We start from the raw sequence: 24,773 nt of genomic DNA, 5'->3' as shown, positions 1-24,773 counted from the left end.
CATGGCTACCCACCTCGATCTCGAAGAACAGGAACAGCTCGACCAGCTCAAGCATTTCTGGAACACCTACGGCACCCTGATCACTTGGGGCGTGCTTCTCGTGGCCGGCGCCTTCGTGGCGTGGAACGGTTGGCAGTACTTCCAGCGCAACAAGGCAGCGCAGGCATCGGCGCTCTATGACGAAGTCGAGCGCAGCGCGCAGGCCGGCGACACCGCCCGCATCGAGCGCGCGCTGGCCGACATGAAGGCCAAGTTCGCCGGCACCGCCTATGCGCAGCAGGCGGGCCTGCTGGCAGCCAGGACGCTCCACGACAAGGGCAACGCGGAAGCGTCCCGTGCGGCGCTCGCGTGGGTGGCCGAGAACGCGGTCGATCCCGGCTACAGGATGGTCGCGAAGCTGCGGCTTGCCGGCGAATTGCTGGATGCCAAGTCCTACGACGAAGCGCTCAAGCAGCTTTCCGGCGACGTGCCGAAGGAATTCGACGCGCTGGTGGCCGATCGCAAGGGCGACATCTATCTCGCGCAGGGCAAGCGCGAAGAGGCCAGGGCCGAGTACCAGAAGGCGTGGTCCGCCTTCGACGCGCGCACCGACTATCGCCGTCTCGTGGAGATCAAGCTCAACGCCGTCGGCGTCGATCCGAAGAGCCTGGCGCCCTCGGCCGGTGCCGCATCCCCTGCCAAGAACAACACACCATGAATCTCAAGCGTTATCTGCCCTCGGCGCGCGTTTTGCGCACAGGGTCCGCCGTGGTCCTGATCGCCGTGCTGGCGGCCTGCTCCGGGACGCCGCGTCCGAAGCCGGTCGAACTGCCTGCCAACGTGGCCGTCATGGGCGTGCGCCAGGCCTGGACCGTGCGCATTCCGGCGGCCAACTTCCCGTTGGCGACCAACGTCGCCGGCGACAACGTCGCGGTCGCTTCGAGCGACGGCACCGTCGTGGTGATCGATTCGCGTGCGGGCCAGGAAGTCTGGCGCGCGAATGCGGGTGCGCCGCTGGTGGCGGGCGTCGGCAGCGACGGCACGCTGGTGGCCGTGATCACCACCAACAACGAACTGGTCGCGCTGCAAGGCGGCAAGGTGCTCTGGAAGCAGCGCCTGAGCGCCCAGGCCTTCACGCCGCCGCTGGTGGCGGGTCGCCGCGTCTTCGTGCAGACGGCCGAGCGCACCACCAGCGCGTGGGATGGCCAGACCGGGCGGCGCCTGTGGGCGCAGCAGCGCACGGCCGAGAACCTGGTGCTCAAGAAGCCCGGCGTGCTCCTTGCCGTGGGCGATACGCTGCTGGTCGGCGTCGGCGGCCGGCTGGTCGGTGTCAACCCGGCCAACGGCACGAGCCGCTGGGAAGCACCCATCGCCGCGCCGCGCGGCACGAACGACGTCGAGCGGCTGGTCGACCTGACCGGCAGCGTGAGCCGCGTGGGCGACAGCGTCTGTGCGAGGGCTTATTCGGCCAGCGTCGGATGCGTGGACGCCGTTCGCGGTGCGCTCGTCTGGAGCAAGCCGGCATCGGGCGCGGACGGCATCGGCGGCGACGATCGCTTTGTCTACGGCACCGAGGACAACGGCACCGTGGTGGCATGGCGCCGCGCCGATGGCGAGCGCGCATGGCAGCAGGCGGACATGCTGAAGTACCACTTCCTCACCGCGCCGCTCGCCGTGGGCCGCTCGCTGATCATCGGCGATGCAACCGGCCAGGTGCACTTTCTTTCCCGTGACGATGGGGCGCCGCTGAATCGCATCACGCCGGATGGCTCGCCGATCGCGGCAACGCCGGTGCTTTCCGGCAACACGGTCGTGGTCGTCACCCGCAACGGTGGCGTGTTCGGCTTTCGGCCGGAGTAATCCGATGAAAGGGCGCCTTCAATGAAGCCGGTCATCGCACTGGTCGGGCGTCCGAACGTCGGCAAGTCGACGCTGTTCAATCGCCTGACGCAAACGCGCGACGCGATCGTCTCGGATTTCGCGGGACTCACGCGCGATCGCCACTACGGCAACGGCCGCCTGGGCAGGCACGAGTTCATCGTGATCGACACCGGCGGCTTCGAGCCCGATGCCGGAAGCGGCATCTTCAAGGAAATGGCCAAGCAGACGCGGCAGGCGGTGGCCGAGGCCGATGTGGTCATCTTCGTGGTCGACGCGCGGGAAGGCCTGTCGGCGCAGGACCATGACATCGCCAACGAACTGCGCCGCCTCGGCAAGCCCTGCCTGCTCGTCGCCAACAAGGCCGAGGGGATGCAGGACAGCGCGAAGCTGGTCGATTTCTACGAGCTCGGGTTCGGCGAAGTGCACGGCATCTCGGCGGCGCACGGGCAGGGCATCCGCGGCCTGGTCGAGCTTGCGCTCGAACCGCTCGATCTTCCGGAAGACGACGAAGACGAGGAAGAGGACGCCAACAAGCCGGTCAAGCTGGCGGTCGCCGGCCGTCCGAACGTCGGCAAGTCGACGCTCATCAACACCTGGCTCGGCGAGGAGCGCCTGGTCGCCTTCGACATGCCGGGCACCACGCGCGATGCGATCATGGTGCCCTTCGAGCGCAACGGGCAACGCTTCGAGCTCATCGATACGGCCGGCCTGCGTCGCAAGGGCCGGGTGTTCGAGGCGATCGAGAAATTCTCGGTGGTCAAGACGCTGCAGGCCATCGAGTCGGCCAACGTGGTCCTGCTGCTGCTCGATGCGACGCAGGGCGTCACCGACCAGGACGCCCACATCGCGGGCTACATCCTCGAAAGCGGCCGCGCCGTGGTGATCGCGATCAACAAGTGGGACGCGGTGGACAGCTATCAGCGAGAACAGGTCCAGCGCCAGATCGAGATGCGCCTGCCGTTCCTCAAGTTCGCGGCGCTGCACTTCATCTCGGCGGCCAAGCGGCAGGGGCTGGGCCCGCTCTGGCAATCGATCGTGCAGGCGCACAAGTCGGCGACGCGCAAGATGTCGACGCCGGTCCTCACCCGGCTGCTGCTCGAAGCCGTGCAGTTCCAGGCGCCGAAGAAGTCGGGGATGTTCCGGCCGAAGATGCGCTACGCCCACCAGGGCGGCATGAACCCGCCGGTCATCGTGATCCACGGCAACTCGCTGGAGCACGTGACGGACGCCTACAAGCGCTTTCTCGAAGCGCGCTTCCGCAAGGAGTTCGACCTCATCGGCACACCCTTGCGGATCGAGCTCAAGACCTCGCACAATCCATACGCGGACAAGGACGCCTGAGCGGCTCGGTGCCGGGCGAGAGACGCCTTTTTTTCGAAGGCTTTTGGCGTTTTTTGCTGCGGCGCGGAATCGCTGTGTTAAGGTGACCGGTTCAACAACAACTCTTGAACACGGAGAATATCGTGAGCAATAAAGGGCAACTTCTACAAGACCCATTTCTGAACACCCTGCGTCGAGAGCACGTGCCGGTTTCGATCTACCTGGTCAACGGCATCAAGCTGCAAGGTCAGATCGAGTCTTTCGACCAGTACGTCGTGTTGCTTCGCAATACGGTGACCCAGATGGTCTACAAGCACGCCATCTCCACCATCGTGCCCGGGCGGGCCGTCAACTTCTCGGTGACCGAGAGCGACGAAGCGGCAGCCTGAGAAGGCACGGAGCGCGGTGGACCACCCACCGCGCTTTCCCCCAATTTGATTCCGATTGTCTGAGCCAATCCCCCGGAAAGATGGCGCCGTCGTTCTTGTCGGCGTGGACTTTGGGCTGCCCCATTTCGACGGCGAGCTCGAGGAACTGGGCCTGCTCGCGCAAACCGCCGGGCTCGAACCCGTTGCTCGCCTCGTCTGCAAGCGCAAGGCGCCCGACGCGGCGCTGTTCGTCGGAAGCGGCAAGGCCGAGGAAATCCGCGAACTTGCCGAGCTGTACCGTGCCAGCGAAGTCATCTTCGACCAGGCCCTGAGTCCGGCTCAGCAGCGCAACCTCGAGCGACAGCTCGGCGTCGCGGTCTACGACCGCACCTTCCTCATCCTCGAGATCTTCGCCCAGCGTGCGCGCTCCCACGAGGGCAAGCTGCAGGTCGAACTGGCGAGGCTGCAATACTTGAGCACGCGGCTCGTTCGCCGCTGGTCCCACCTCGAGCGCCAGCGCGGCGGCATCGGCACGCGCGGCGGTCCGGGCGAAACGCAGATCGAACTCGACCGCCGCATGATCGGCGAGGCCATCAAGCGCACGCGCGAGCGCCTCTCCAAGGTCCGGCGCCAGCGCGGCACCCAGCGCCGGCAGCGCGAGCGGCGCGACACCTTCAACATCTCGCTGGTCGGTTACACGAACGCCGGGAAGTCGTCGTTGTTCAACGCGCTGGTCAAGGCGCGTGCCTACGCAGCCGACCAGTTGTTCGCCACGCTCGACACGACCACGCGCCACCTCTACCTGGGCGACGCGAGCCGCAAGGTCTCGCTGTCCGACACGGTCGGCTTCATCCGGGAGCTGCCGCACGGGCTGATCGATGCCTTCAAGGCCACCTTGCAGGAGGCGGTCGATGCCGACCTGCTGCTCCATGTGGTCGATGCCTCCAATCCCCACCACCCCGAACAGATGGCCGAAGTGCAGGCCGTGCTCAAGGACATCGGCGCGGACGGCGTGCCGCAGCTGCTGGTATTCAACAAGCTCGATGCCATCGAGGCGAACCGGCGACCGCTCCAGTTGAGTGACGAGATCAACATCGACGGGGTGCAGGTGCCCCGGATCTTCCTCAGTGCCCGAACGGGCGAAGGGCTGCCGGCAATGCGCGCCGAACTGGCGCTGCGCGCCCGTCCGGAGCCCGAGGAGGGCATGACCCCAAGGGCCGGCGCCGAATTGCACGATGCCGCCAGTTGAATTGGGCACAATCAGCTTCAACTGACTCAAGAACACCAACCGAATGAATGCAAAGCCAGTGTGGAGAAGGTTTCATGGCATGTTCAATCTGAACGACGGCCGGTGGGGCCGTGGCGACGATTCCTCGTCCAACGGCGACCGTCCCGCCGCCAACCGGCCTGATGGCGAACCTCCGGCGCCGCCGCCTTCTGGCAACAACAACAGGCCGCGAGGGCAGGGTCCCAACCAGGGGCCGCCGGACCTCGACGAACTCTGGCGCGACTTCAACCGCAAGCTCGGCGGCCTGTTCGGCGGGCGTGGCGGTGGTGAGCGCCCGAACGGCGGCAATGGCGGCGGCCTCAAGCCCGACATGAAGAACGCGGGCTTCGGGCTCGGCCTAGTGGCGGCGGTGGCCGTGCTGATCTGGCTCGGCACCGGCTTCTTCATCGTCAACGAAGGCCAGCAGGCGGTCATCACGCAGTTCGGCCGCTATAAGGCGACCGTGGGCGCCGGCTTCAACTGGCGCCTGCCCTATCCGATCCAGCGCCACGAGGTCGTGGTGACCACGCAGATCCGCTCCGCGGACGTCGGGCGCGACACCATCGTGCGCTCCACCGGCCTGCGCGAATCGGCCATGCTGACCGAGGACGAGAACATCGTCGAGATCAAGTTCGCGGTCCAGTACCGGCTGAACGATGCGCGCGCCTTTCTCTACGAGAGCAAGGCGCCGGCCGACGCGGTGGTGCAGGTCGCCGAGACCGCGGTGCGCGAAGTGGTCGGCAAGATGCGCATGGATGCGGCGCTGGCGGACGAGCGCGACCAGATCGCTCCGCGCGTGCGCAATCTCATGCAAACCATCCTCGACCGCTACAAGGTCGGGGTCGAGATCGTCGGCATCAACCTGCAGCAGGGCGGCGTGCGTCCGCCCGAGCAGGTGCAGGCGGCCTTCGACGACGTCCTCAAGGCCGGCCAGGAACGCGAGCGCACCAAGAACGAGGCGCAGGCCTATGCCAACGACGTGGTGCCGCGCGCCACCGGCACCGGCGCCCGCCTGAAGGAGGAGTCGGAAGCCTACAAGGCACGGATCATCGCCCAGGCGCAGGGCGACGCGCAGCGCTTCAGCTCGGTGCTCGCCGAATACCAGAAGGCCCCGCAGGTCACGCGCGACCGCATGTACACCGATGCGATGCAGCAGATCTACAGCAGCACCACCAAGGTGATGGTCGATTCGAAGCAGAACTCGAACCTGCTCTATCTCCCGATCGACAAGCTGATGCAGATGGCCAGCCAGAACAGCAATGCCGCCACGCCGTCCGATGCCGCCAGCCCCAACGTGGCTGGATCCACGCCGCCGCAGTCGTCCGTCATTCCGGTCGCGCCGGCCGATTCCCGGGCGCGCGATGGCCGCTCACGTGACCGCGACGTGCGCTGAGGACTGACCCCATGAACAGAATCGGATTCATCGTTTCCTCGATCCTCGTCGTGCTCGCGCTGGCCAGCTCGACGCTTTTCGTGGTCGACCAGCGCCAGTTCGGCGTGGTCTACGCCCTGGGCCAGATCAAGGAAGTCATCACCGAGCCGGGCTTGAACTTCAAGCTCCCGCCGCCGTTCCAGAACGTGTCGTACATCGACAAGCGCCTCTTGACGCTGTCCAGCCTCGATCCCGAGCCGATGCTCACGGCCGAAAAGCAGCGCGTGGTGGTCGACTGGTACGTGCGCTGGCGCATCACCAACCCGTCGGAATACATCCGCAACGTCGGCCTGGACGAGAACGCCGGCGCGGTGCAGCTCAACCGCGTGGTGCGCAATGCGTTCCAGGAGAACGTCAACAAGCGCACCGTGCGCGACCTGATCTCGGTGCGCCGCGAGCAGCTGATGTCGGACGTCCAGCGCGAGGTGCTGGAAGTCGTGAAGGGCGCGAAGCCCTGGGGTGTCGACATCATCGACGTGCGGATCACCCGCGTCGACTACGTCGAGGCCATCACCGAATCCGTCTACCGCCGCATGGAGGCCGAGCGCAAGCGCGTGGCCAACGAGCTGCGTTCGACCGGCGTGGCCGAAGGCGAGAAGATCCGCGCCGACGCCGACCGCCAGCGCGAGGTGATCGTCGCCAACGCCTACCGCGATGCGCAGAAGATCAAGGGCGAGGGCGATGCCCGCGCCGCGAGCCTGTATGGCGAAGCCTTCGGACGCGATCCGCAGTTCGCGCTGTTCTACAGAAGCCTCGAAGCCTACAAGCAGAGCTTCAACAAGAAGAGCGACGTGATGATCCTGGATCCGTCGTCCGACTTCTTCCGCTCGATGCAGAGTTCCGGCTCCACCTCGAACGCGCCGCGGCGCTGAGCGCGGATCCGGGGCGGCATCGGCCTGAAGTCGGTCATGGACTCCGATACCTTCTGGAACGCCATCGCGCTGGTGCTGGTGATCGAAGGGCTGCTGCCGCTCTTCTCGCCCGGCGGATGGCGAAAGGGCTTCGGCCAGCTCATGCAGCTGCGGGACGGACAGCTCCGGTTCTTCGGTCTTTGCAGCATTGTCCTGGGGCTCTTCCTGCTCTGGCTCTTGGCCTAGGTTGTGTGCGCCCCCACGCTCCCTCACTGCGTGTGGTCGCTGCCCCCCAAAGGGGGCCGCAGGCCACCTTGGGGCGGCCCGGCGTCGGCTGCGGTGCCGGTAGAATTCCGGTTTAACCACGCCGCCGATCCCCATGTCCGCCTGGGTCCTTCCGGATCACATTGCCGATGTGCTGCCCTCCGAGGCGCGCCACATCGAAGAACTTCGACGCCAACTGCTCGACACCGCCCGTGCCTTCGGCTACGAGCTGGTCATGCCGCCGCTGCTGGAGCATCTCGAATCCCTCCTTTCGGGCACCGGCGAGGCGCTCGATCTCCAGACCTTCAAGCTGGTGGATCAGCTTTCCGGCCGCAGTATGGGCCTGCGGGCCGACACCACGCCGCAGGTCGCCCGCATCGATGCCCATCTGCTCAACCGGGCCGGCGTCACCCGGCTGTGCTACTGCGGCCCCGTCCTCCACACCCGGCCTGACCGCCCGCATGCGACGCGCGAACCGCTCCAGTTCGGTGCCGAGATCTACGGTCACGCCGGACTCGAAGCCGACACCGAGGTGCTTCGCCTCGCGCTCGACTGCCTGAACGCAGCCGGCGTCACCGGCCGCGCGCAGGCGCCGGTGATCGTGGACATGGCCGACGCGCGCATCGTGCGCTCGCTGTTCGCCGGCGTGCCGGTCGATGCGGCGGTGATCGCCCGGGTGCACGCGGCGCTGGCCGCCAAGGACGCCAGCGGCCTGCGCGAACTCACCGCGGACTTTCCGGCACAGTCGCGCGAAGGCCTGCGGACGCTCGTCCAGCTGTACGGCGACGTCGCCGTGCTCGACGAGGCGGCCAAGGTCCTGCCCGACAGCGCCGGCGTGCGGGCGGCGCTGTCGGACCTGCGTCAGCTCGCCGGCCGCATCGACGGCGCGCAGGTCAGCTTCGATCTGGCCGATCTCCGTGGCTACGCCTACTACAGTGGCATGCGCTTCGGCATCTACACGACCGGCGCCAGCGACGCGCTGGTGCGTGGCGGGCGCTACGACGAAGTCGGCGCCGTGTTCGGCCGCAACCGCCCGGCGGTCGGCTTCAGCCTCGACGTGCGCGAACTGGTGGGCGTGCTTCCGGCCCAGCCGCTGCGGGCGGCCATCCGTGCGCCGTGGAGCGATGCCGAATCCCTGAACAAGACCATCGCCGCGCTGCGCAGCGAGGGCGAGACCGTCGTGTGCGTGCTGCCCGGCCACGACAGCGAAATCGACGAATTCCATTGCGACCGAGAGCTCGTCGAGCTGGGCGGCCAATGGCGCGTGCAAGCCATCTGAATCCTCTGAAGCGAAACATCATGAGCGTAACCACCGGAAGAAACGTGGTCGTCGTCGGCACCCAATGGGGCGACGAGGGCAAGGGCAAGTTGGTCGACTGGCTGACCGAGAGCGCGCAGGGGGTCGTGCGATTCCAGGGCGGCCACAACGCGGGCCACACGCTGGTCATCAACGGCGTGAAGACGGCACTGCACCTGATCCCGAGCGGCATCATGCGGCCGGGCGTCAAGTGCTACATCGGCAATGGCGTGGTGCTGTCGGCGGCCAAGCTGTTCGAGGAGATAGAGGGTCTGGAGAAAGCCGGTGTCGAGGTCCGCTCGCGCCTTCGCATCAGCGAGGCCTGCCCGCTGATCCTGCCTTTCCATGCGGCGCTCGACATCGCGCGCGAGGCGTACCGCGAAAAGGGCGGCATCGAGAAGATCGGCACCACCGGCCGCGGCATCGGCCCGGCCTATGAAGACAAGATCGCCCGCCGTGCGCTCAGGGTGCAGGACCTGAAGCATCCCGAGCGTTTCGCGAGCAAGCTCAAGATCCTGCTCGAACTGCACAACCACGTGCTCACGGAGGTGCTGGGCGCGTCACCGATCGGGTTCGATGCCGTCTACGACGAAGCCATGCGCCACGCCGAACTTCTGAAGCCCATGATGGCCGACGTGTCGCGCGAGCTCAACGACGCCCATCGCGACGGCGCCAATCTGCTGTTCGAAGGCGCGCAGGGAACGCTGCTCGACGTGGACCACGGCACGTACCCGTATGTCACCTCAAGCAACTGCGTGGCGGGCAATGCCGCAGCCGGGTCCGGCGTCGGGCCGGGCCTCTTGCACTACATCCTGGGCATCACCAAGGCCTACTGCACGCGCGTCGGCGGCGGTCCGTTCCCGACCGAGCTCGACTGGGAAAAGCCCGGCACGGTCGGCTACCACCTGAGCACCGTGGGCGCCGAGAAGGGCGTGACCACCGGGCGCAGCCGCCGCTGCGGCTGGTTCGATGCGGCGCTGCTCAAGCGCTCGGCCCAGGTCAACGGGCTCTCCGGCCTGTGCATCACCAAGCTCGACGTGCTCGACGGCCTGAAGGAACTCAAGCTCTGCACGGGCTACATGCTCGACGGCGAATACACCGACATCCTGCCCATGGGCGCGGACGAGATCGAGCGCTGCACGCCGGTCTACGAGACGCTCGAAGGCTGGAGCGAAAGCACCGTGGGCGTCACGCAATACGAGAAGCTGCCGGTCAACGCGCGGCTCTACCTGCAACGCATCGAACAGGTCACTGGCGTGCCGATCCACATGGTCTCGACCAGCCCCGACCGTGATCACACGATCATGATGCGCCACCCCTATCTCGCAGACTGACCCACCGCAGGAGACGATCCTTCATGTTGACCGAAGACGGCAAGCACCTCTACGTAAGCTACGACGAGTACCACAACCTGATCGAGAAGCTCGCGATCAAGGTGTACCAGTCGGGCTGGCAGTTCGACACCATCCTGTGCCTGGCGCGCGGCGGCATGCGGCCCGGCGACGTTCTCTCGCGCATCTTCGACAAGCCCCTGGCGATCATGTCGACCAGCTCCTACCGGGCGGACGCCGGCACGGTGCAGGGACACCTGGACATCGCGCGCTACATCACCACGCCCAAGGGCGAGATCGCGGGCCGGGTGCTGCTGGTCGATGACCTCGCGGATTCGGGCCACACGCTGCACGCGGTGGTCGAGATGCTCAAGAGCAGCTACAAGCCGATCAGCGAGCTGCGCAGCGCGGTGCTCTGGACCAAGGCGCTGTCGACTTTCACGCCCGACTATTCCGTCGAGTTCCTGCCGACGAATCCGTGGATCCACCAGCCCTTCGAGGGCTACGACTCCCTGGGCGCGGAAAAGCTCGTGGAAAAGTGGTCGGTGTAGCAGCTCGCCACCAGCCTTGCCCACTTCGTGTGGCTCGAAGTGGGCAAGCAACGGGGGTGGGTAACATTCCAGTATGCCCACGAAGCCCATCACCGACCTGATCCACCATCCTTATGTGCCTCCCGCGAAGTTCGGCTCGCCCCAGGTGGGCGTGTACAAGGCATCGACCGTGTTCTTCGCCGACGTGGCCGCCATGCGCGCGCGGGACTGGAAGACCAAGGCGGGATACACCTACGGCCTTCACGGCACACCGACCACCTTCACGCTCGAGGAGCGGCTCGCCACGCTCGAGGGCGGCGCCGAATGCCTGCTGGTCCCCAGCGGCCTGGCCGCCATCTCGCTGGTGTCCTTCGCGCTCTTGAAGACCGGCGACGAAGTCCTGATCCCCGACAACGCCTACGGCCCGAACAAGGCGCTGGCGAACGGCGAGCTCGCCAATTTCGGCATCACCCACCGGCTGTACGACGCGATGAATCCGGCGGATCTCGCGGCCAAGATCTCCGATCGCACCAAGCTGGTCTGGGTCGAGGCGGCGGGCTCGGTCACGATGGAGTTTCCGGACCTGCCGGCGCTCGCCAAGGTCTGCCGCACGCGCGGGGTCATCGTTGCGCTCGACAACACCTGGGGCGCGGGCCTGGCCTTCGCGCCGTTCGACTTCAACGGCAGCGGGCAGGGCGTCGACATCTCGGTCCAGGCGCTGACCAAGTACCCGAGCGGTGGCGGCGACGTGCTGATGGGCAGCGTGACCACGCGCGACGAGCGCCTGCATCGCGCGATCAAGCTCACCCACATGCGCATGGGCTGGGGGATCGGCGTGGGCGATGTGGAGACGGTGCTGCGATCCCTGCCCAGCATCGCCCTGCGCTACGCGGCGCACGACCGCAGCGCGCGCGAACTGGCCCTGTGGCTGCAGGACCGCGCCGAGATCGCGCAGGTGCTCCATCCCGCGCTGGAGGGCTCGCCGGGGCATTCCAACTGGCTGCGCCTCTGCGGCGCCACCGACCTGGCCGCCGGACTGTTCTCGGTGGTCCTCGATGCGCGCTACGGCACCGAGCAGGTCGACCGCTTTTGCGACAGCCTGTCTCTTTTCAAGCTTGGCTACTCGTGGGGCGGCCCGATCAGCCTGGTCGTACCCTACGACATCGGCCTCATGCGCGACCCCAGCGTCGCGCCCTGGCCGCACAAGGGCACGCTGGTGCGCTTCTCGGTCGGCCTGGAGGACGTGGACGATCTGCGCGCCGACCTCGAACAGGCGCTCGCGGCACTCTGAAGGCGGACCGATATCGCGTACAGTGCGACGAAGTGCAGGCACCGTGCCTGCCTGGCGTTTGAAGGAGCAGCCTGTGGCAACACCCAACTACGGCTATGAGAAGCGACAGAGGGAACTGGCGAAGAAGAAGAAAAAGGAAGACAAGGCCAGAGAGAAGGCACAGCGCAAGCTCGTGCCCAGCAGTGACGGGCTCGCGCCGGGTGACCCGGAAACCGACGTGGCTTCGCTCGAACACGATCCGCCGACCATTCCCAACCTGCCCACCAAGAACGGCTGAGTCGGCCCGTTTCAATCAGCAATAAAGCCGCTGCGGCGCGAGGCCGCAGCGGCTTTATTGCTTATCGGGGTCACTTGGGCAGCATCTTGCGCAGCGGCGGCCAGACGTTGTCGAGCATGCGCGGCTGCGCGGCCGCGGTGGGGTGGATGCGATCGGCCTGGAAGAGCATCGCCGCGTCGGGGCTGTCCGCCACCCCTTTCAGCAGGAAGGGCACCACCGGCGCCTTGGCCGCGCCGGCCACCTTGGGAAAGATCGCCTCGAAGCGCCGCGTGTAGTCGCTGCCGTAGTTGGGCGGCACCTGGATGCCGACGATCAGCACCTGGGCGCCCGCGGCCTGCGCCGCCTTGGCCATCTGGAGCAGGTTGTCCTCGGTGCTGGTGAGCGACAGGCCGCGCAGCGCGTCGTTGGCGCCCAGCTCGAGCACCACGTGCGTCGGCTGGTGCTGGGCAAGCAGCCCGGGCAGGCGCGAACGACCACCTGCGGAGGTGTCGCCGCTGATGCTCGCGTTGACCACCCTCGCCGGGATCTTCTGTTCCGCGAGGCGCTTCTCGAGCAGGGGCACCCAGCCATCGCCGCGCCGGAGCCCGTATTCGGCGGACAGGGAGTCGCCGAGCACCAGGATCACGGGCGGCTTGTCCGTGGCGGCCAGGGCGGAAATCGAAAACCCTGCCGCCGCGCCGCTCAAGATAAAGTGACGTCGATTCACTACGCGATACCTTTCAATGTCCTCAATCCAATCGGGTGGCTCGTCCGCAGCAGCCATCGTTGCCGTCGAGCATGTCTTCAAGTCCGTCACGGATTCCACCGGAACGCTGGACATTCTGCGTGACATCGACTTCACGCTGGGCGCCAAGGAGACCGCCGCGATCGTCGGCGCATCGGGGTCGGGGAAAAGCACGCTGCTGTCGATCGTCGCGGGCCTGGACACGCCCACCCGCGGCACCGTGAAGCTGGCCGGGGAGGACCTGTTCGCCATCGACGAAGACGAACGTGCGGCCCTGCGCGCGCAGAAGGTCGGCTTCGTGTTCCAGAGTTTCCAGCTGCTCGGCAACCTGAGCGCGCTCGAAAACGTGATGCTGCCACTCGAACTGGCCGATCGCAAGGACGCGCGCCGGGCGGCGACCGAAATGCTCGAGCGTGTCGGGCTCGGCCAGCGGCTCGGCCATTACCCCAAGGTGCTGTCGGGCGGCGAGCAGCAGCGCGTGGCGCTCGCGCGCGCCTTCGTGGTGCAGCCGGCGCTGCTGCTGGCGGACGAGCCGACCGGCAGCCTCGACTTCGCGACCGGCGAGCAGGTGATGGAACTGATGTTCGATCTCAATCGCGAGCTCGGCACCACGCTCGTGCTGGTCACGCACGACCGCGGCATCGCGGCACGCTGCGACCGGCGGATCACGATCGAGGCGGGCCGGGTGGCCGCCGAGGACCGCAGCGCCTGAGCGCTCGCGATAATCGCCCAATGTCTTCCCCCAAAGTGATCTTCGGCTTCCACGCCGTGGGCGTGCGCATCAAGACCGCGCCGAAATCCGTCATCGAGGTGCTCTTCGATGCCAGCCGGCGCGATGCGCGCATGCGGCAGTTCATCGCACGCGCGCAGGAGGCCGGGGTCCGGCTGATCGAGGCCGACGGCCTGCGCCTGTCGAAGCTCGCCGGCAGCCACGGCCACCAGGGCGTGGCTGCCCGGGTCGAGCCGATCCGCCAGACCCATTCGCTCGACGAACTGCTCGAAGGCCTCGAAAGCGCCGGCACCATGCCCTTGCTGCTGGTGCTCGACGGCGTGACCGATCCGCACAACCTCGGCGCCTGCCTGCGCGTGGCGGATGGCGCAGGCGCGCACGCGGTCATCGCGCCCAAGGACCACGCGGCCGGCATCAATGCCACCGTCGCCAAGGTGGCGAGCGGCGCGGCCGAGACGATGCCGTATTTCATGGTCACCAACCTCGCGCGTACGCTGGGTGAGCTCAAGGAACGCAACATCTGGTGCGTCGGCACCAGCGACGATGCGCCGGGCACGCTCTACCAGTGCGACCTCAAGCGCCCGCTCGCGCTGGTGCTGGGCGCCGAAGGCGAGGGCATGCGCCAGCTCACGCGCAAGACCTGCGACGAACTGGTGAGCATCCCGATGGCGGGGGCGGTCGAGAGCCTCAACGTCTCGGTCGCGAGCGGTGTGTGTCTCTACGAAGCCATGCGCCAGCGGCTGGCCTGAGGCCGCCCCGCCGATGGCGCCTGCCCTGACCTACGACCCGAATCCCTCGGCGCCGCGGCTGCGCCTGCCGGCGGGCGCGTGCGACGCGCACGTGCATGTGTTCGGGCCGGCCGCCCGTTTCCCCTTCGCGCAAGACCGCGGCTTCACCCCGGCCGATGCACCGAAGGAAGCGCTCTTCGCGTTGCATCGCCAACTGGGCATCGATCGCTGCGTCATCGTCCAGTCGCTCTGCCACGGGCTCGACAACCGGGTGGTCGAGGACGCGATCGCCGCGGGCGGCGGCAACTACCTGGGCGTCGCGCTGCTGCCGCTCGATGTGAGCGATGAAGAGCTTGCGCGCCTCGCGGGCGCGGGCTTTCGCGGCGTTCGCTTCAATTTCACGCAGGCGCCCAACCCGGCCTTCGACGTGGATCGCGTGGTCGCCTTCGCGCGGCGCCTCGAGCCGCTTCGCATGCACCTGCAGGTGCATTTCGAACGTGGCCTGATCCACGAACTCGCGTCGCCGCTGAGCCGGAGCGCGGTCCCGGTCGTGGTCGATCACATGGCGCGGGTCGATGCCGCCCAGGGGCTGGACCATCCCGACTTCGTTGCGCTTCTGGCGCTCATGAAGAACCCGCTGTTCCGCGTGAAGCTCAGCGGCATCGACCGCATCACGCGCGATGCGGGCCGCGATGGTTACCGCGCCGGCATCGCGGTCGCGCAGCGCTTGCTGCGGGAGTATCCGGAGCGCTGCTTCTGGGGCACCGACTGGCCGCACCCACTGCACGATCATGTGCCGGACGACGGCGTGCTGGTGGATGCGCTGGAACGGATCGCACCCGATGCCGCGCTGCGCGAGCAACTGCTGGTGCACAACCCGCAGCGCTTCTACCGCTTCGCCGCTTCGTAAGAGGGCTACAGCAGCGCGAAGAAGCGCATCACCACCTGCGCGGGATGCCGGACGCCGACGCCGACGAACATGCGGTCGTTGATCCAGCCCAGCGCCTTCGACGAGGTCTCGAAGCGCGGATGGCAGCGGAAATAGACCTGCGCCGGATCGACCGGCTCGCCGCGCAGCAGCTTGGCCATCACATCGGCCGGCGCGGCGCGCACCGCGTGGTTCTGCACGTAGATCAGGTCGCCGGCATCGGTCTCCAGCCCGTAGCGGGCGTCGAGCTCGGACAGCGTGTCGCTCACGATGAGCTGGAAGTCGGTGCCGCCCGGCAGCACGCGCGCGGTCCAGCCGTTGCCGCGGGCGCGGCCGCCGGTGATCGGCACCAGCCGGCGCATGCCGCGCGCGCCTTGGCCGAGCACCTGCGGCGTGGCGACTTCGACCTCGAGGTCGGCGAAGTGGTCGAGCGAGGGCGGGGCGAGCGGGTCGACGGTGGTCATTAGGTAACCTCCGTGCTTCGCACTGCGGTGCGAGCCCCCTTCGGAACGGCCGGGCGGGGGCTCATCCGCTCACTCTTCCGCGCTGGCCTTGTCGAGCATCGCGATGATTTCGGCGTCGAGCTCGAGCTGCGCCGCGGCGACCAGCTCGTCGAGCTGTCCGATCGAGGTGGCGCTGGCGATCGGCGCCGTGACCGCTGGCCGGGCGATCTGCCAGGCCAGCGCGATCTGCCCTGGCTTGGCGCCGATCGCCTTCGCCGCCTTGTCGAGCGCATCGAGGATGCGCAGCCCGCGCGGATTGAGGTACTTCTTGGTCGTGCTCGCGCCGCGCGCGCTCTTGGCCGCGTCGGCCTCGGTGCGGTACTTGCCCGTGAGGAAGCCCGCCGCCAGCGCGTAGAAGTTGATCACGCCGACGCCGCGCTCCTTGCAAAGCGCCTCCAGGTCCTTTTCGAACACGGCGCGGTCGTACAGGTTGTAGAGCGGCTGCAGGCTCTCGTAGCGCGGCAGCCGCTGCTTCTCGGCAACGTCGAGCGCTTCCTGGAGCCGGGGCGCGCTGAAGTTCGAAGCGCCGATCGCGCGCACCTTGCCAACCCTGATGAGTTCCGCAAAGGCTTCTGCCGTGTCCGCGAGCGGCGTGTCCGGATCGTCGTCGTGCGATTGGTAGAGATCGATGTGGTCGCATTTCAGCCGGCGCAGCGACGCATCCACCGCCTCGCGGATGTAGGCCGGGGAGAGGCCCTGCTTGCCATCGCCCATCGGCTTGCCGAGCTTGGTCGCGAGCACGATGCGGTTGCGCTTGCCGGTCTGCCTGAGCCACTTGCCGATCAGGGTCTCGGACTCGCCGCCGGTGTGGCCGGGGACCCAGCGCGAATACACGTCGGCGGTGTCCACGAAGTTGAAGCCCGCATCCACCCAGGCATCGAGCAGGCGGAAGGACATGGCTTCGTCGGCCGTCCAGCCGAAGACGTTGCCGCCGAAGGCGAGCGGGGAAACCTGCAGGTCGGAGCGGCCGAGGGTGCGAAGTTGCATGGATCGATTCCTTGACGAAGTTTCAGACAAGGCCCACAGCGCCGAGCAGGGCCCCGGCGCCCAGGAGCCACAGAAGATGGATGCGGGTGCGCCACACGATAAAGGCGGCGACGCCGGTCAGCAGCCACAGATGCCAGGCGGGCGCGTTGCCCGAATGGTTACCCGATGCCAGCACCCAGCCGGTGGCGATCAAGAGGCCCACCACCACGGGCGCCATGCCCTGCTTGAAGGCGCGCACGCCGCGCCTGGTGCGATTGCGGTGGCCCCATCGCGTCGCGAAGTAGGTGAGGGTGGTGCTCGGCAGCATGATGCCGACCATCGTTGCCGCGAGCCCGAGCAGGCCCGTCAGCCATGCGTGCGGGCCGGCGCCGATGCCGCCGCCGGCATTAAGCCCGACGTTCCAGCCCATCAATGCGACGAACAGCACGTTCGGGCCCGGGGCCGCCTGCGCGATCGCCACCGACGAGCTGAACTGCGCGTCCGTGAGCCAGCCGTGCTGCGCGACCAGGTAGCGGTGCATGTCGGGCACCGTGGTGATCGCGCCGCTGATGGAGAGCAGCGAGAGCAGCATGTACTGCCCGAAAAGGGCCAGCCAGTCATGCCAGTGCATCGTGATGCTCATGTGTCGAGCCTCCACCACGTCCACACGCAGGCCGTGCCGCCCACCACGATCAGGACCCAGCCGAGCGGCACGCGCGCGAAGGCGATGGCCGCGAACACCAGCGCCACGATGCCGGTGCACGCCGCGAAGCCCAGCGGATGCCTTCGCAGCGCGGGGATCAGCTTGATGCCGGTCGCCGCGATCAGCCCGCCGGCCACCGCGCCCATGCCGCGCAGCGCGCCCGCCACTTGCGGATTGCCGGCGTAGTGGGCATAGAGCACCGCGAGCACGAGGATCACGCCCAGCGGCACCGTCAGCATGCCCGCCACCGCCGCGATCGCGCCGCGAAGGCCGAAGTGGCGATCGCCGATCATGAGCGCGAGGTTGATCACGTTCGGACCCGGCAGCACCTGGGCCACCGCCCAGTCCTCGAGGAATTCGTCCGCGGTGAGCCAGCGCCTCTTCTCGACCATCTCGCGCTGCACGACGGCCAGCACGCCGCCGAAGCCCTGCAGGGCCAGCCAGGTGAAGGAAAAGAAAAGGTCGCGAATGGACTGGGGGTGCGGCCGGTCGCTCGCCGGTGCCGCAGAGTGGAGGGCCTGGTGCATCGCCGGCGATTATGCGCGGCGGTTTCGCGGCGCGCTGGCCGCCAAAGGCTGCGACACTGCGCGCATGAAAGCCCTACGCGCGCTTTTCGACCTCTGCAGGCAGTCCTTCGAGTCGTGGCGGGCGGACTACGCCCAGAGCATGGGGGCGGCACTGGCCTACTACACGGTGTTCTCGCTCGCGCCGCTGATCCTGATCGTGATCTCGGTGGTGGGGCTGGTGTTCGGCCGCGACGAGGCGCGCGGCGAGATCATGCAGCAGATCTCGGGCCTCATGGGCGCAGACGGCGCGCGTGCGGTGCAGGTGATGCTGGAGCATCTGAACCGGCCCGCGCAGGGTGTCGTCGCGACGGTGGCCGGCATCGGGCTCCTGATCGTCGGCGCGACCACGGTCTTCGGCGAGTTGCAGGACGCCTTCGACCGCATCTGGCGCGCACCCGCACGCGACGACACCAACGGGCTGCTGAACCTGGTGCGTACGCGGCTGCTGTCGTTCAGCATGATCATGGGCATCGGCTTCCTGCTGATCGTCTCGCTCATCATCAATGCGGCCCTCGCCGCACTCGGCGAATGGTGGGCGCCGTACTTCGGCGGCTGGGCGCACCTGGCGCAGAACGTGAATTCCGCCTTCGGCTTCGCGATCGTGACCGTGGGCTTCGCGATGATCTTCAAGATCATGCCGCGCGTGAGCGTGCAATGGCGCGACGTGTGGATCGGCGCTGCGGTCACGGCGGTGCTGTTCATCATCGGCAAGTACCTGATCGGCCTGTACATCGGCAAGACCGGCGTGGCATCGGGCTATGGCGCGGCGGGGTCGCTGGTGGTGGTGCTGGTGTGGGTGTACTACTCGGCGCAGATCTTCCTGCTCGGCGTGGAGTTCACGTGGATCTACGCGCACGAGTACGGCTCGTTCAAGGGGCGCCCGCGCCCCGGTGCCGAGCGCTCGCCGATGCGCGCTGACGGGGCCGACGGCGCAGGCAACGAGGGCGAGGCCTCCCGGTCAGCCTGAGAAGCCGCCGCCGTCGAGGTAGGCCTGCTCCTCGGGCGTCGTGCTTCGCCCGAGCACCCTGTTGCGATGCGGAAAACGTCCGAAGCGCGCGATGAGGTCGCGATGCAGCACCGCGAAGCGCTGCGTGTTGGCGTCGAGCGCGGCATTGAGCGCGACCGAGCGCTCCTGGTCGGCCAGCGACTCCGAATGCATGAAGGGCAGGTAGAAGAACGGCCGCAGCTGCGGATCGACCTGCCGGTCGTGCCCGGCGTCGATCGCGGCGCGCGCGATCGCCAGCGCCTTGCCGTCGGTGGCGAACATGTGGCCGCTGCCGCGCCACGCATTGCGCGGGAACTGGTCGAGCAGTACCAGCAGCGCGAGCGCGCCTTCGGCATCGGCGGCCCAGCCGTCGAGCGTGCCGGTCGCGGCGGCATGGTGCGCGGGCTCGAAGCGCGACTTGAACTCGGCATCGAAGGCGTCGTTCTTGTCGAACCAGCGGCGAGGGCCCGCTTCGTGCCAGAAGCGCACGACGTCCCGGGCGGTGGGGAGTTCGTTCATGGGGCACGAATCATGCCATTGCGGCATCGAATTCGGGTCGATGGCCGACAGCGCGCGCTCCCGATGCTTCCTATGCTGGCCGCTCGTCAACCAAGGAGATCGCACATGACACGACGCTATGGCTTCCCCCTTCGCATGCTCGTGGTGACCGGCATCGCGGCCACCGCCCTCGCAGGCTGCGGGATGATGTCCAGATCCAACACGGTGGCCTTCAGCGGCGCCATGAACGCGGCCAGCGAAGTGCCTCCCAACATGACGCGCGGCAGCGGCATGGCCGAGGCGACGCTGAACAAGGAGACCAACGTCCTCAAGTACAAGGTCACCTATGACGGCCTGAGCGGCCCGGCCACCGGCGCCCACTTCCACGGACCGGCCGCGGCCGGCGTGAACGCGGCCATCGTGCTGCCCTTCAACAGTGCCTCGAGCCCGATCGAGGGCACGGCGACGCTCACGCCCGCGCAGGCGGCCGACCTGATGGCTGGCCGCTGGTACGCCAACGTCCACACCGCCGCGAACCCGAACGGCGAGATCCGGGGGCAGATGCTGCCGAAGATGTAGCACCGCGGGAGGCGGAGGGCGGCCGCTCTGGTGTCCAATGGCGCCATGGCCACGAAGAAAAATTCCTCTTCCTCCGCATCCTCCTCCGATTCCGTCCGTCCCGGTTCCAGCTTCGACTTCGCCGCCGTCAAGAAGGCGCTCGTCCTTCAGGGCGGCGGCGCGCTCGGTGCGTACCAGGCCGGGGTCTACGCGGGCGTCTTCGAGCGCCACAGGTCGCTCGACTGGGTCGCCGGCGTGTCGATCGGCGCGATCAACGCCGCGCTGATCGCCGGCAATGCGCCCGAGATGCGGGTGCAGCGGCTGCGCGAATTCTGGGACCTGGTGTCCTCCGGCCCGGCGCAGCGCGTGCCCGCATGGTGGGCCTTCGACCGGTCCTCGTTCAACCAGTGGAGCGCGACCTCGGCGGCGGTGTTCGGCGTGCCGGGCTTCTTCGAGCCGCGACGCTCGCCCTCGCTGCTTCTTGGCGGGGCCGCGCCGCTGCTCAGCTACTACGACACCGCGCCGCTCAAGTCGACGCTGGAGCGGCTGGTGGATTTCGACCGCATCAACCATGACAGCGTGCGCTTCAGCGTCGGCGCGGTCAACGTGCGCACCGGCAACTCGATCTACTTCGACAACCGCACGCAGCGCATCGGCCCGGAGCACATCATGGCCAGCGGCGCGCTGCCGCCGGGCTTCGCTCCGGTGCACATCGACGGCGAGGACTACTGGGACGGCGGCATCGTCTCGAACACGCCGCTGCAGTACGTGCTCGACGCGCATCCGCGCAGCGAGCCGCTGATGGTGCTGCAGGTCGACCTGTTCAGCGCGCACGGCATCATGCCGCGCACGCTTGCCGAGACCCTGGAGCGGCAAAAGGACATCACCTATTCGAGCCGCACCCGGATGAACACAGACGCGCTGGCCTCGAACATGAACCTGCAGCAGGCGCTCGCGGACCTGCTGACCAAGCTGCCGCCGGGCCTGCGCGACGACCCGAGCGTGACCTCGGTGTGCGCCGCGCTCTCGCACAAGCCGATCGAGATCGTGCACCTGATCTACCGCGACAAGCCCTACGAGCTCGAATCCAAGGACTACGAGTTCTCGCGCGCTTCGGTCGACGAGCACTGGGACGCCGGCCTGCGCGACATCCGCAACACGCTCGACCATCCGGATTGGCTGGTCAGCGCGTCGCAGACCAACGGCGTCACCACCTTCGACCTGACCGAGCCGAACGCGCGGCGCGTGCGCCGGCCGATGAACCTGCCGCACATCCCCGCTGCGCAATGAGAACGGACCTACAAGCGGAGGATCTCGGCGGATTGACGCTCAAAGCCTCAATTCCCAGGTCTCGCCGACCAGCTGCCGGCCGAAGCCCTCGTAGGGCTCGGACTTCACGAGCCTGAAGCCGCGCGCCGCGTAGATCGCGCGCGCCGCGGTGAGGCAGCTGTTGGTCCACAGCACCATCTTCCTGTAGCCCTTGCTGCGCGCGAAGGTGATGCACTCGTCCGTGAGCCGGCCGCCGAGCCCGAGGCCGCGCGCTTGCGGCGTGAGGATCAGCATGCGCAACTGCGCGGTGGTCGCCGATTTGCGCACGACGAAGATCGCGCCGACGCGCTCGCCGTCGAGTTCGGCGATCCAGCAGCGCTCCCACGCGGGCTGGAACTTGCGCAGGAACTGGCCGGCGATGTCGGCCACCAGCGCCTCGAACTCGCTGTTCCAGCCGTATTCGCGGGCATAGATCTCGCCGTGCTGCTGCACCACCCAGCCGATGTCGCCGGGTGCGGGGTCGCGCAGGATGACGGTCTGCGCCTTGGCCGGCGGCGCGGCGGCGGGCGCCAGCAACCGCTGCAGCGTGCCCATGGCGCCGATCAGCTGTGCGCGGTCCGACGGCGAAAGCGGCGAGAGCAGGGCGGCGGCTTCCTCGCGCGACTTCTGCTGCAGCGGCGCGAAGGCGGCATGGCCGGCCTCGGTCAGCCGCAGCAGGCTTTGCCGCGCATCGCGGGGGCTCGCCTCGCGCACCAGCCAGCCCTGCGCCTCGAAGCGGCGGAGGATGCGGCTGAGATAGCCCGCATCCAGTTGGAGGTCCTTGCCGATCTCGCTGGCGACCGGCGATTCGCGGTGCGCGAGCTCGTACAGCACGCGGACGTCGGTGAGCGACATATCGCTGCCCAGATAGGGGTCGAGCACGCCGATGCAGCGCGTATAGAAGCGGTTGAACTGGCGGATCGCCTTGACGGCGGAAACGTCCGGCGGGAAGGTGGCGGCGGCATCCATGACTGCCATTGTCAAGCGATTGATTGACAAAAGCAACAAATTGCCCGCCCGACGCCGCGTACGGGAATCGCCTTCCGGGGCGACAGTTCCAATGGAAAACCCTAAAATCGAGGGTTGCCCACGAGGCCCTCCGGCCTAATCCACCCCCGATGAACGCCCCCGTCGACGTCTCCTTTTTCGCGCGCGCCGCCAAGCCGCTGACCAGCTACCGCAAGTACTGGGCGGCCCGCTTCGGCACGGCCAAGTTCCTGCCGACCTCGCGCGCCGAGATGGACGCGCTCGGCTGGGACAGCTGCGACATCGTCGTCGTCACCGGCGACGCCTACGTCGACCATCCGAGCTTCGGCATGGCGGTGATCGGCCGCATGCTCGAGGCGCAGGGCTTCCGCGTCGGCATCATTGCGCAGCCCGACTGGCACAGCGCCGACCCGTTCAAGGCGCTCGGCAAGCCGAACCTGTTCTTCGGCGTGACCGCCGGCAACATGGATTCGATGATCAACCGCTACACCGCCGACCGGAAGATCCGCAGCGACGACGCCTACACGCCCGGCGACGTCGCGGGCAAGCGGCCGGATCGCGCCGCCATCGTCTATTCGCAGCGCTGCAAGGAAGCCTGGAGCGACGTGCCGATCGTGCTCGGCGGCATCGAAGGCTCGCTGCGCCGCATCGCGCATTACGACTACTGGCAGGACAAGGTTCGCCGCTCGATCGTGGTCGATTCGAAGTGCGACCTGCTGCTCTACGGCAACGCCGAGCGCGCGATCGTCGAGATCGCGCATCGCCTTGCGGCGCGCGAGCCGGTGCACCGGATCACCGATGTGCGCGGCACCGCCTTCGTGCGGCGCGAGACGCCGGAAGGCTGGTTCGAGATCGACTCCACCACGGTGGACGAACCGGGCCGGGTCGAGGCGCACATCAATCCCTACCTGATGGTCAGCGAGCAGGCCAAGGCCAACGGCGCGAGCTGCGCGCGCGAAGAGGAGGCGCAGGCCGTGGCCGAGGCGGCCGAGGCGGCCGAGGCGGCCGGCAGCGTCGCGAATGCGGCGATCCAGCCGATCCGGTTCGTGCCCAACCCGGCGCTGCAGGGCAAAGGCAAGGTCAAGGTGCCGCCGCGCGACCGCTCGGTGATCCGATTGCCTTCCTACGAGCAGGTGCGCGCCGACGCGGTGCTCTATGCGCACGCCAACCGCGTGCTGCACCTCGAAACGAATCCCGGCAACGCCCGCGCGCTGGTCCAGGCGCACGGCGAAGGCGCCACCGCGCGCGACGTGTGGATCAACCCGCCGCCGATCCCGCTGACCACGGCCGAGATGGACCACGTCTTCGACCTGCCGTACGCGCGCAGCCCGCATCCCGGCTACGCCGACGCGCACGGCGGCCACGACGGCGAGACCCGGATCCCGGCGTGGGAGATGATCCGCTTCAGCGTGAACATCATGCGCGGCTGCTTCGGCGGCTGCACCTTCTGCTCGATCACCGAGCACGAGGGCCGCATCATCCAGAGCCGCTCCGAAGACTCGATCATCAAGGAGGTCGAGACCATCCGCGACAGCGTGAAGGGCTTCACCGGCACCATCTCCGACCTCGGCGGGCCGACCGCCAACATGTACCGCATCGGCTGCAGGTCGCCCGCGATCGAGGCCGCCTGCCGCAAGCCGAGCTGCGTGTATCCGGGCATCTGCCAGAACCTCAACACCAACCACGACCCGCTCATCAGGATCTACCGCCGGGCGCGTGCGCTCAAGGGCATCAAGAAGATCCTGATCGGCTCGGGCCTGCGCTATGACCTCGCGGTCCAGTCGCCCGAATACGTCAAGGAACTGGTGCAGCACCACGTCGGCGGCTATCTCAAGATCGCGCCCGAGCACACCGAGCAGGGCCCGCTCACCAAGATGATGAAGCCCGGCATCGGCAGCTACGACCGGTTCAAGCAGATGTTCGAGAAGTACTCGGCCGAGGCGGGCAAGAAGCAGTACCTGATCCCGTACTTCATCGCCGCGCATCCGGGCACCAGCGACGAGGACATGATGAACCTCGCGCTCTGGCTCAAGAAGAACGGCTTCCGCGCCGACCAGGTTCAGACCTTCTACCCGTCGCCGATGGCGACCGCGACGGCGATGTACCACTCCAGCAAGAACCCGCTGCGCAAGATCACGCGCGACAGCGAGACGGTGGACATCGTGCGCGGCGAGAAGCGCCGCCGCCTGCACAAGGCCTTCCTGCGCTACCACGACGCCAACAACTGGCCGCTGCTGCGCGAGGCGCTCAAGGCCATGGGCCGCGCCGATCTCATCGGCAACGGCAAGCACCACCTGATCCCGACCTGGCAGCCGCTGACCGACGGCAGCTACCAGAGCGCGCGCCGCAAGAACTCGACGCCGGTCGCGCAGAAGACGGTCAAGCCCGTCAAGGGACGCATCCTCACGCAGCACACCGGGCTGCCGCCGCGCGAGACCGGGGCAGGGCGCGCGAAACCGGCGCCGGCCAAGCCGATCCGCAAGGGCCGGTAGGCCTGCGCT

27 protein-coding genes are annotated in these 24,773 nt (G+C 67.7%); 20 read left to right on the top strand and 7 right to left on the bottom strand.

Translation table 11 applies throughout. From position 1 onward, the window contains the following. Window position 1: 1 nt before the first annotated feature. The 13 genes from VAR608DRAFT_RS30140 to VAR608DRAFT_RS30080 all read left to right on the top strand — a co-directional run bounded on the left by VAR608DRAFT_RS30140 (window position 2) and on the right by VAR608DRAFT_RS30080 (window position 12,088). Complete coding sequence (locus VAR608DRAFT_RS30140; RefSeq protein WP_088957410.1) at window positions 2-697, top strand: YfgM family protein; 696 nt, start codon at window positions 2-4, stop codon at window positions 695-697. Next, a complete protein-coding gene (gene bamB / locus VAR608DRAFT_RS30135) occupies window positions 694-1,839 on the top strand; it encodes an outer membrane protein assembly factor BamB (RefSeq protein ID WP_088957409.1) in 1,146 nt (381 codons plus the stop codon). The genes VAR608DRAFT_RS30140 and bamB overlap by 4 nt, the downstream gene beginning before the upstream one ends. Before the next feature lie 21 nt (window positions 1,840-1,860). After that, window positions 1,861-3,201, top strand: a complete 1,341-nt coding sequence (gene der, locus VAR608DRAFT_RS30130; RefSeq protein WP_088957408.1) for a ribosome biogenesis GTPase Der — start codon at window positions 1,861-1,863, stop codon at window positions 3,199-3,201. 122 nt (window positions 3,202-3,323) lie between these two features. Continuing rightward, window positions 3,324-3,569, top strand: coding sequence for an RNA chaperone Hfq (gene hfq, locus VAR608DRAFT_RS30125; protein ID WP_088957407.1), 246 nt, complete (start codon window positions 3,324-3,326; stop codon window positions 3,567-3,569). 55 nt (window positions 3,570-3,624) lie between these two features. Beyond that, on the top strand, window positions 3,625-4,797 hold the full coding sequence (gene hflX, locus VAR608DRAFT_RS30120) for a GTPase HflX (RefSeq protein WP_088957406.1): 1,173 nt from the start codon (window positions 3,625-3,627) through the stop codon (window positions 4,795-4,797). A 79-nt stretch (window positions 4,798-4,876) separates the two neighbouring features. Then, the gene (gene hflK, locus VAR608DRAFT_RS30115) at window positions 4,877-6,208 is read left to right on the top strand and encodes an FtsH protease activity modulator HflK (protein ID WP_088957405.1); all 1,332 of its coding nucleotides are present in this window, start codon (window positions 4,877-4,879) and stop codon (window positions 6,206-6,208) included. Window positions 6,209-6,219: 11 nt separating this feature from the next. Next, the gene (gene hflC / locus VAR608DRAFT_RS30110; protein WP_088957404.1) at window positions 6,220-7,119 is read left to right on the top strand and encodes a protease modulator HflC; all 900 of its coding nucleotides are present in this window, start codon (window positions 6,220-6,222) and stop codon (window positions 7,117-7,119) included. A gap of 36 nt (window positions 7,120-7,155) precedes the next feature. Then, the gene (locus VAR608DRAFT_RS30105) at window positions 7,156-7,344 is read left to right on the top strand and encodes a DUF2065 domain-containing protein (RefSeq protein ID WP_088957403.1); all 189 of its coding nucleotides are present in this window, start codon (window positions 7,156-7,158) and stop codon (window positions 7,342-7,344) included. A gap of 133 nt (window positions 7,345-7,477) precedes the next feature. Continuing rightward, complete coding sequence (locus tag VAR608DRAFT_RS30100; RefSeq protein WP_088957402.1) at window positions 7,478-8,641, top strand: ATP phosphoribosyltransferase regulatory subunit; 1,164 nt, start codon at window positions 7,478-7,480, stop codon at window positions 8,639-8,641. Window positions 8,642-8,661: 20 nt separating this feature from the next. Then, on the top strand, window positions 8,662-9,993 hold the full coding sequence (locus tag VAR608DRAFT_RS30095; RefSeq protein WP_088959056.1) for an adenylosuccinate synthase: 1,332 nt from the start codon (window positions 8,662-8,664) through the stop codon (window positions 9,991-9,993). Between the two features lie 23 nt (window positions 9,994-10,016). Beyond that, window positions 10,017-10,541 (top strand): phosphoribosyltransferase, encoded by a 525-nt coding sequence (locus tag VAR608DRAFT_RS30090; protein WP_088957401.1) that lies wholly within the window; start codon window positions 10,017-10,019, stop codon window positions 10,539-10,541. A 73-nt stretch (window positions 10,542-10,614) separates the two neighbouring features. After that, complete coding sequence (locus VAR608DRAFT_RS30085; RefSeq protein ID WP_088957400.1) at window positions 10,615-11,811, top strand: cystathionine beta-lyase; 1,197 nt, start codon at window positions 10,615-10,617, stop codon at window positions 11,809-11,811. 73 nt (window positions 11,812-11,884) lie between these two features. Continuing rightward, window positions 11,885-12,088: a hypothetical protein gene (locus VAR608DRAFT_RS30080; protein ID WP_088957399.1), complete on the top strand. Its 204-nt coding sequence runs from the start codon at window positions 11,885-11,887 to the stop codon at window positions 12,086-12,088. Between the two features lie 70 nt (window positions 12,089-12,158). On the opposite strand, the gene VAR608DRAFT_RS30075 is transcribed toward VAR608DRAFT_RS30080, so the two are convergent. Further along, complete coding sequence (locus VAR608DRAFT_RS30075) at window positions 12,159-12,794, bottom strand: arylesterase (RefSeq protein WP_231973011.1); 636 nt, start codon at window positions 12,792-12,794, stop codon at window positions 12,159-12,161. A gap of 16 nt (window positions 12,795-12,810) precedes the next feature. Between VAR608DRAFT_RS30075 and VAR608DRAFT_RS30070 the strand changes: the two genes are divergently transcribed. The 3 genes from VAR608DRAFT_RS30070 to VAR608DRAFT_RS30060 are packed head-to-tail and all read left to right on the top strand — an operon-like array spanning window position 12,811 to window position 15,180. Continuing rightward, window positions 12,811-13,524, top strand: a complete 714-nt coding sequence (locus tag VAR608DRAFT_RS30070; RefSeq protein WP_088957398.1) for an ABC transporter ATP-binding protein — start codon at window positions 12,811-12,813, stop codon at window positions 13,522-13,524. A gap of 20 nt (window positions 13,525-13,544) precedes the next feature. After that, window positions 13,545-14,291 carry a 23S rRNA (guanosine(2251)-2'-O)-methyltransferase RlmB gene (gene rlmB, locus VAR608DRAFT_RS30065; protein WP_088957397.1) on the top strand — a complete coding sequence of 249 codons (747 nt, stop codon included), beginning with the start codon at window positions 13,545-13,547 and terminating at the stop codon, window positions 14,289-14,291. Between the two features lie 13 nt (window positions 14,292-14,304). Then, window positions 14,305-15,180: an amidohydrolase family protein gene (locus VAR608DRAFT_RS30060; protein WP_088957396.1), complete on the top strand. Its 876-nt coding sequence runs from the start codon at window positions 14,305-14,307 to the stop codon at window positions 15,178-15,180. Between the two features lie 5 nt (window positions 15,181-15,185). Here VAR608DRAFT_RS30060 and VAR608DRAFT_RS30055 read toward each other — a convergent pair whose 3' ends face one another. The 4 genes from VAR608DRAFT_RS30055 to VAR608DRAFT_RS30040 form a co-directional block, all read right to left on the bottom strand. Further along, entirely contained in the window at window positions 15,186-15,662 is a 477-nt protein-coding gene (locus VAR608DRAFT_RS30055; protein ID WP_088957395.1) for a DUF3237 domain-containing protein, read from the bottom strand. A gap of 69 nt (window positions 15,663-15,731) precedes the next feature. Next, on the bottom strand, window positions 15,732-16,688 hold the full coding sequence (locus VAR608DRAFT_RS30050) for an aldo/keto reductase (protein WP_088957394.1): 957 nt from the start codon (window positions 16,686-16,688) through the stop codon (window positions 15,732-15,734). Between the two features lie 22 nt (window positions 16,689-16,710). Next, the gene (locus VAR608DRAFT_RS30045) at window positions 16,711-17,310 is read right to left on the bottom strand and encodes a chromate transporter (RefSeq protein WP_088957393.1); all 600 of its coding nucleotides are present in this window, start codon (window positions 17,308-17,310) and stop codon (window positions 16,711-16,713) included. Next, window positions 17,307-17,897, bottom strand: a complete 591-nt coding sequence (locus VAR608DRAFT_RS30040) for a chromate transporter (protein ID WP_088957392.1) — start codon at window positions 17,895-17,897, stop codon at window positions 17,307-17,309. Before VAR608DRAFT_RS30040 ends, VAR608DRAFT_RS30045 begins: the two co-directional genes overlap by 4 nt. Before the next feature lie 64 nt (window positions 17,898-17,961). On the opposite strand from VAR608DRAFT_RS30040, the gene VAR608DRAFT_RS30035 reads away from it, so the two are divergent. Beyond that, window positions 17,962-18,903, top strand: a complete 942-nt coding sequence (locus VAR608DRAFT_RS30035; protein ID WP_088957391.1) for a YihY/virulence factor BrkB family protein — start codon at window positions 17,962-17,964, stop codon at window positions 18,901-18,903. On the opposite strand, the gene VAR608DRAFT_RS30030 is transcribed toward VAR608DRAFT_RS30035, so the two are convergent. Further along, window positions 18,895-19,440 carry a DUF924 family protein gene (locus tag VAR608DRAFT_RS30030; protein WP_088957390.1) on the bottom strand — a complete coding sequence of 182 codons (546 nt, stop codon included), beginning with the start codon at window positions 19,438-19,440 and terminating at the stop codon, window positions 18,895-18,897. The genes VAR608DRAFT_RS30035 and VAR608DRAFT_RS30030 overlap by 9 nt on opposite strands. A gap of 105 nt (window positions 19,441-19,545) precedes the next feature. Between VAR608DRAFT_RS30030 and VAR608DRAFT_RS30025 the strand changes: the two genes are divergently transcribed. Together VAR608DRAFT_RS30025 and VAR608DRAFT_RS30020 are read left to right on the top strand one after the other, a co-directional pair. After that, window positions 19,546-19,998, top strand: a complete 453-nt coding sequence (locus tag VAR608DRAFT_RS30025) for a CHRD domain-containing protein (protein ID WP_088957389.1) — start codon at window positions 19,546-19,548, stop codon at window positions 19,996-19,998. 45 nt (window positions 19,999-20,043) lie between these two features. Then, the gene (locus VAR608DRAFT_RS30020) at window positions 20,044-21,267 is read left to right on the top strand and encodes a DUF3734 domain-containing protein (RefSeq protein WP_088957388.1); all 1,224 of its coding nucleotides are present in this window, start codon (window positions 20,044-20,046) and stop codon (window positions 21,265-21,267) included. A 39-nt stretch (window positions 21,268-21,306) separates the two neighbouring features. Here VAR608DRAFT_RS30020 and VAR608DRAFT_RS30015 read toward each other — a convergent pair whose 3' ends face one another. Beyond that, window positions 21,307-22,254, bottom strand: coding sequence for a bifunctional helix-turn-helix transcriptional regulator/GNAT family N-acetyltransferase (locus tag VAR608DRAFT_RS30015; RefSeq protein WP_443082900.1), 948 nt, complete (start codon window positions 22,252-22,254; stop codon window positions 21,307-21,309). Window positions 22,255-22,403: 149 nt separating this feature from the next. Here VAR608DRAFT_RS30015 and VAR608DRAFT_RS30010 point away from each other — a divergent pair, with 149 nt between their 5' ends. Continuing rightward, window positions 22,404-24,764, top strand: a complete 2,361-nt coding sequence (locus tag VAR608DRAFT_RS30010; protein WP_088957386.1) for a YgiQ family radical SAM protein — start codon at window positions 22,404-22,406, stop codon at window positions 24,762-24,764. The last annotated feature ends 9 nt before the right edge of the window (window positions 24,765-24,773 follow it).

Source organism: Variovorax sp. HW608, from assembly GCF_900090195.1.
Lineage (GTDB): Bacteria > Pseudomonadota > Gammaproteobacteria > Burkholderiales > Burkholderiaceae_C > Variovorax.
The sequence above is the reverse complement of the archived record's forward strand: the minus strand, read 5'-3'. Positions and strand labels throughout refer to the sequence as shown.

What these genes read in the sequence shown, in the direction of transcription:
- VAR608DRAFT_RS30140 (WP_088957410.1), top strand. Translation starts at nt 2, where the DNA reads ATGGCTACCCACCTCGATCTCGAAGAACAGGAACAGCTCGACCAGCTC.
- bamB (WP_088957409.1), top strand. Translation starts at nt 694, where the DNA reads ATGAATCTCAAGCGTTATCTGCCCTCGGCGCGCGTTTTGCGCACAGGG.
- der (WP_088957408.1), top strand. Translation starts at nt 1,861, where the DNA reads ATGAAGCCGGTCATCGCACTGGTCGGGCGTCCGAACGTCGGCAAGTCG.
- hflK (WP_088957405.1), top strand. Translation starts at nt 4,877, where the DNA reads ATGTTCAATCTGAACGACGGCCGGTGGGGCCGTGGCGACGATTCCTCG.
- hflC (WP_088957404.1), top strand. Translation starts at nt 6,220, where the DNA reads ATGAACAGAATCGGATTCATCGTTTCCTCGATCCTCGTCGTGCTCGCG.
- VAR608DRAFT_RS30105 (WP_088957403.1), top strand. Translation starts at nt 7,156, where the DNA reads ATGGACTCCGATACCTTCTGGAACGCCATCGCGCTGGTGCTGGTGATC.
- VAR608DRAFT_RS30100 (WP_088957402.1), top strand. Translation starts at nt 7,478, where the DNA reads ATGTCCGCCTGGGTCCTTCCGGATCACATTGCCGATGTGCTGCCCTCC.
- VAR608DRAFT_RS30095 (WP_088959056.1), top strand. Translation starts at nt 8,662, where the DNA reads ATGAGCGTAACCACCGGAAGAAACGTGGTCGTCGTCGGCACCCAATGG.
- VAR608DRAFT_RS30090 (WP_088957401.1), top strand. Translation starts at nt 10,017, where the DNA reads ATGTTGACCGAAGACGGCAAGCACCTCTACGTAAGCTACGACGAGTAC.
- VAR608DRAFT_RS30085 (WP_088957400.1), top strand. Translation starts at nt 10,615, where the DNA reads ATGCCCACGAAGCCCATCACCGACCTGATCCACCATCCTTATGTGCCT.
- VAR608DRAFT_RS30070 (WP_088957398.1), top strand. Translation starts at nt 12,811, where the DNA reads ATGTCCTCAATCCAATCGGGTGGCTCGTCCGCAGCAGCCATCGTTGCC.
- rlmB (WP_088957397.1), top strand. Translation starts at nt 13,545, where the DNA reads ATGTCTTCCCCCAAAGTGATCTTCGGCTTCCACGCCGTGGGCGTGCGC.
- VAR608DRAFT_RS30060 (WP_088957396.1), top strand. Translation starts at nt 14,305, where the DNA reads ATGGCGCCTGCCCTGACCTACGACCCGAATCCCTCGGCGCCGCGGCTG.
- VAR608DRAFT_RS30055 (WP_088957395.1), bottom strand. Translation starts at nt 15,662, where the DNA reads ATGACCACCGTCGACCCGCTCGCCCCGCCCTCGCTCGACCACTTCGCC.
- VAR608DRAFT_RS30050 (WP_088957394.1), bottom strand. Translation starts at nt 16,688, where the DNA reads ATGCAACTTCGCACCCTCGGCCGCTCCGACCTGCAGGTTTCCCCGCTC.
- VAR608DRAFT_RS30045 (WP_088957393.1), bottom strand. Translation starts at nt 17,310, where the DNA reads ATGAGCATCACGATGCACTGGCATGACTGGCTGGCCCTTTTCGGGCAG.
- VAR608DRAFT_RS30040 (WP_088957392.1), bottom strand. Translation starts at nt 17,897, where the DNA reads ATGCACCAGGCCCTCCACTCTGCGGCACCGGCGAGCGACCGGCCGCAC.
- VAR608DRAFT_RS30035 (WP_088957391.1), top strand. Translation starts at nt 17,962, where the DNA reads ATGAAAGCCCTACGCGCGCTTTTCGACCTCTGCAGGCAGTCCTTCGAG.
- VAR608DRAFT_RS30030 (WP_088957390.1), bottom strand. Translation starts at nt 19,440, where the DNA reads ATGAACGAACTCCCCACCGCCCGGGACGTCGTGCGCTTCTGGCACGAA.
- VAR608DRAFT_RS30025 (WP_088957389.1), top strand. Translation starts at nt 19,546, where the DNA reads ATGACACGACGCTATGGCTTCCCCCTTCGCATGCTCGTGGTGACCGGC.
- VAR608DRAFT_RS30020 (WP_088957388.1), top strand. Translation starts at nt 20,044, where the DNA reads ATGGCCACGAAGAAAAATTCCTCTTCCTCCGCATCCTCCTCCGATTCC.
- VAR608DRAFT_RS30015 (WP_443082900.1), bottom strand. Translation starts at nt 22,254, where the DNA reads ATGGATGCCGCCGCCACCTTCCCGCCGGACGTTTCCGCCGTCAAGGCG.
- VAR608DRAFT_RS30010 (WP_088957386.1), top strand. Translation starts at nt 22,404, where the DNA reads ATGAACGCCCCCGTCGACGTCTCCTTTTTCGCGCGCGCCGCCAAGCCG.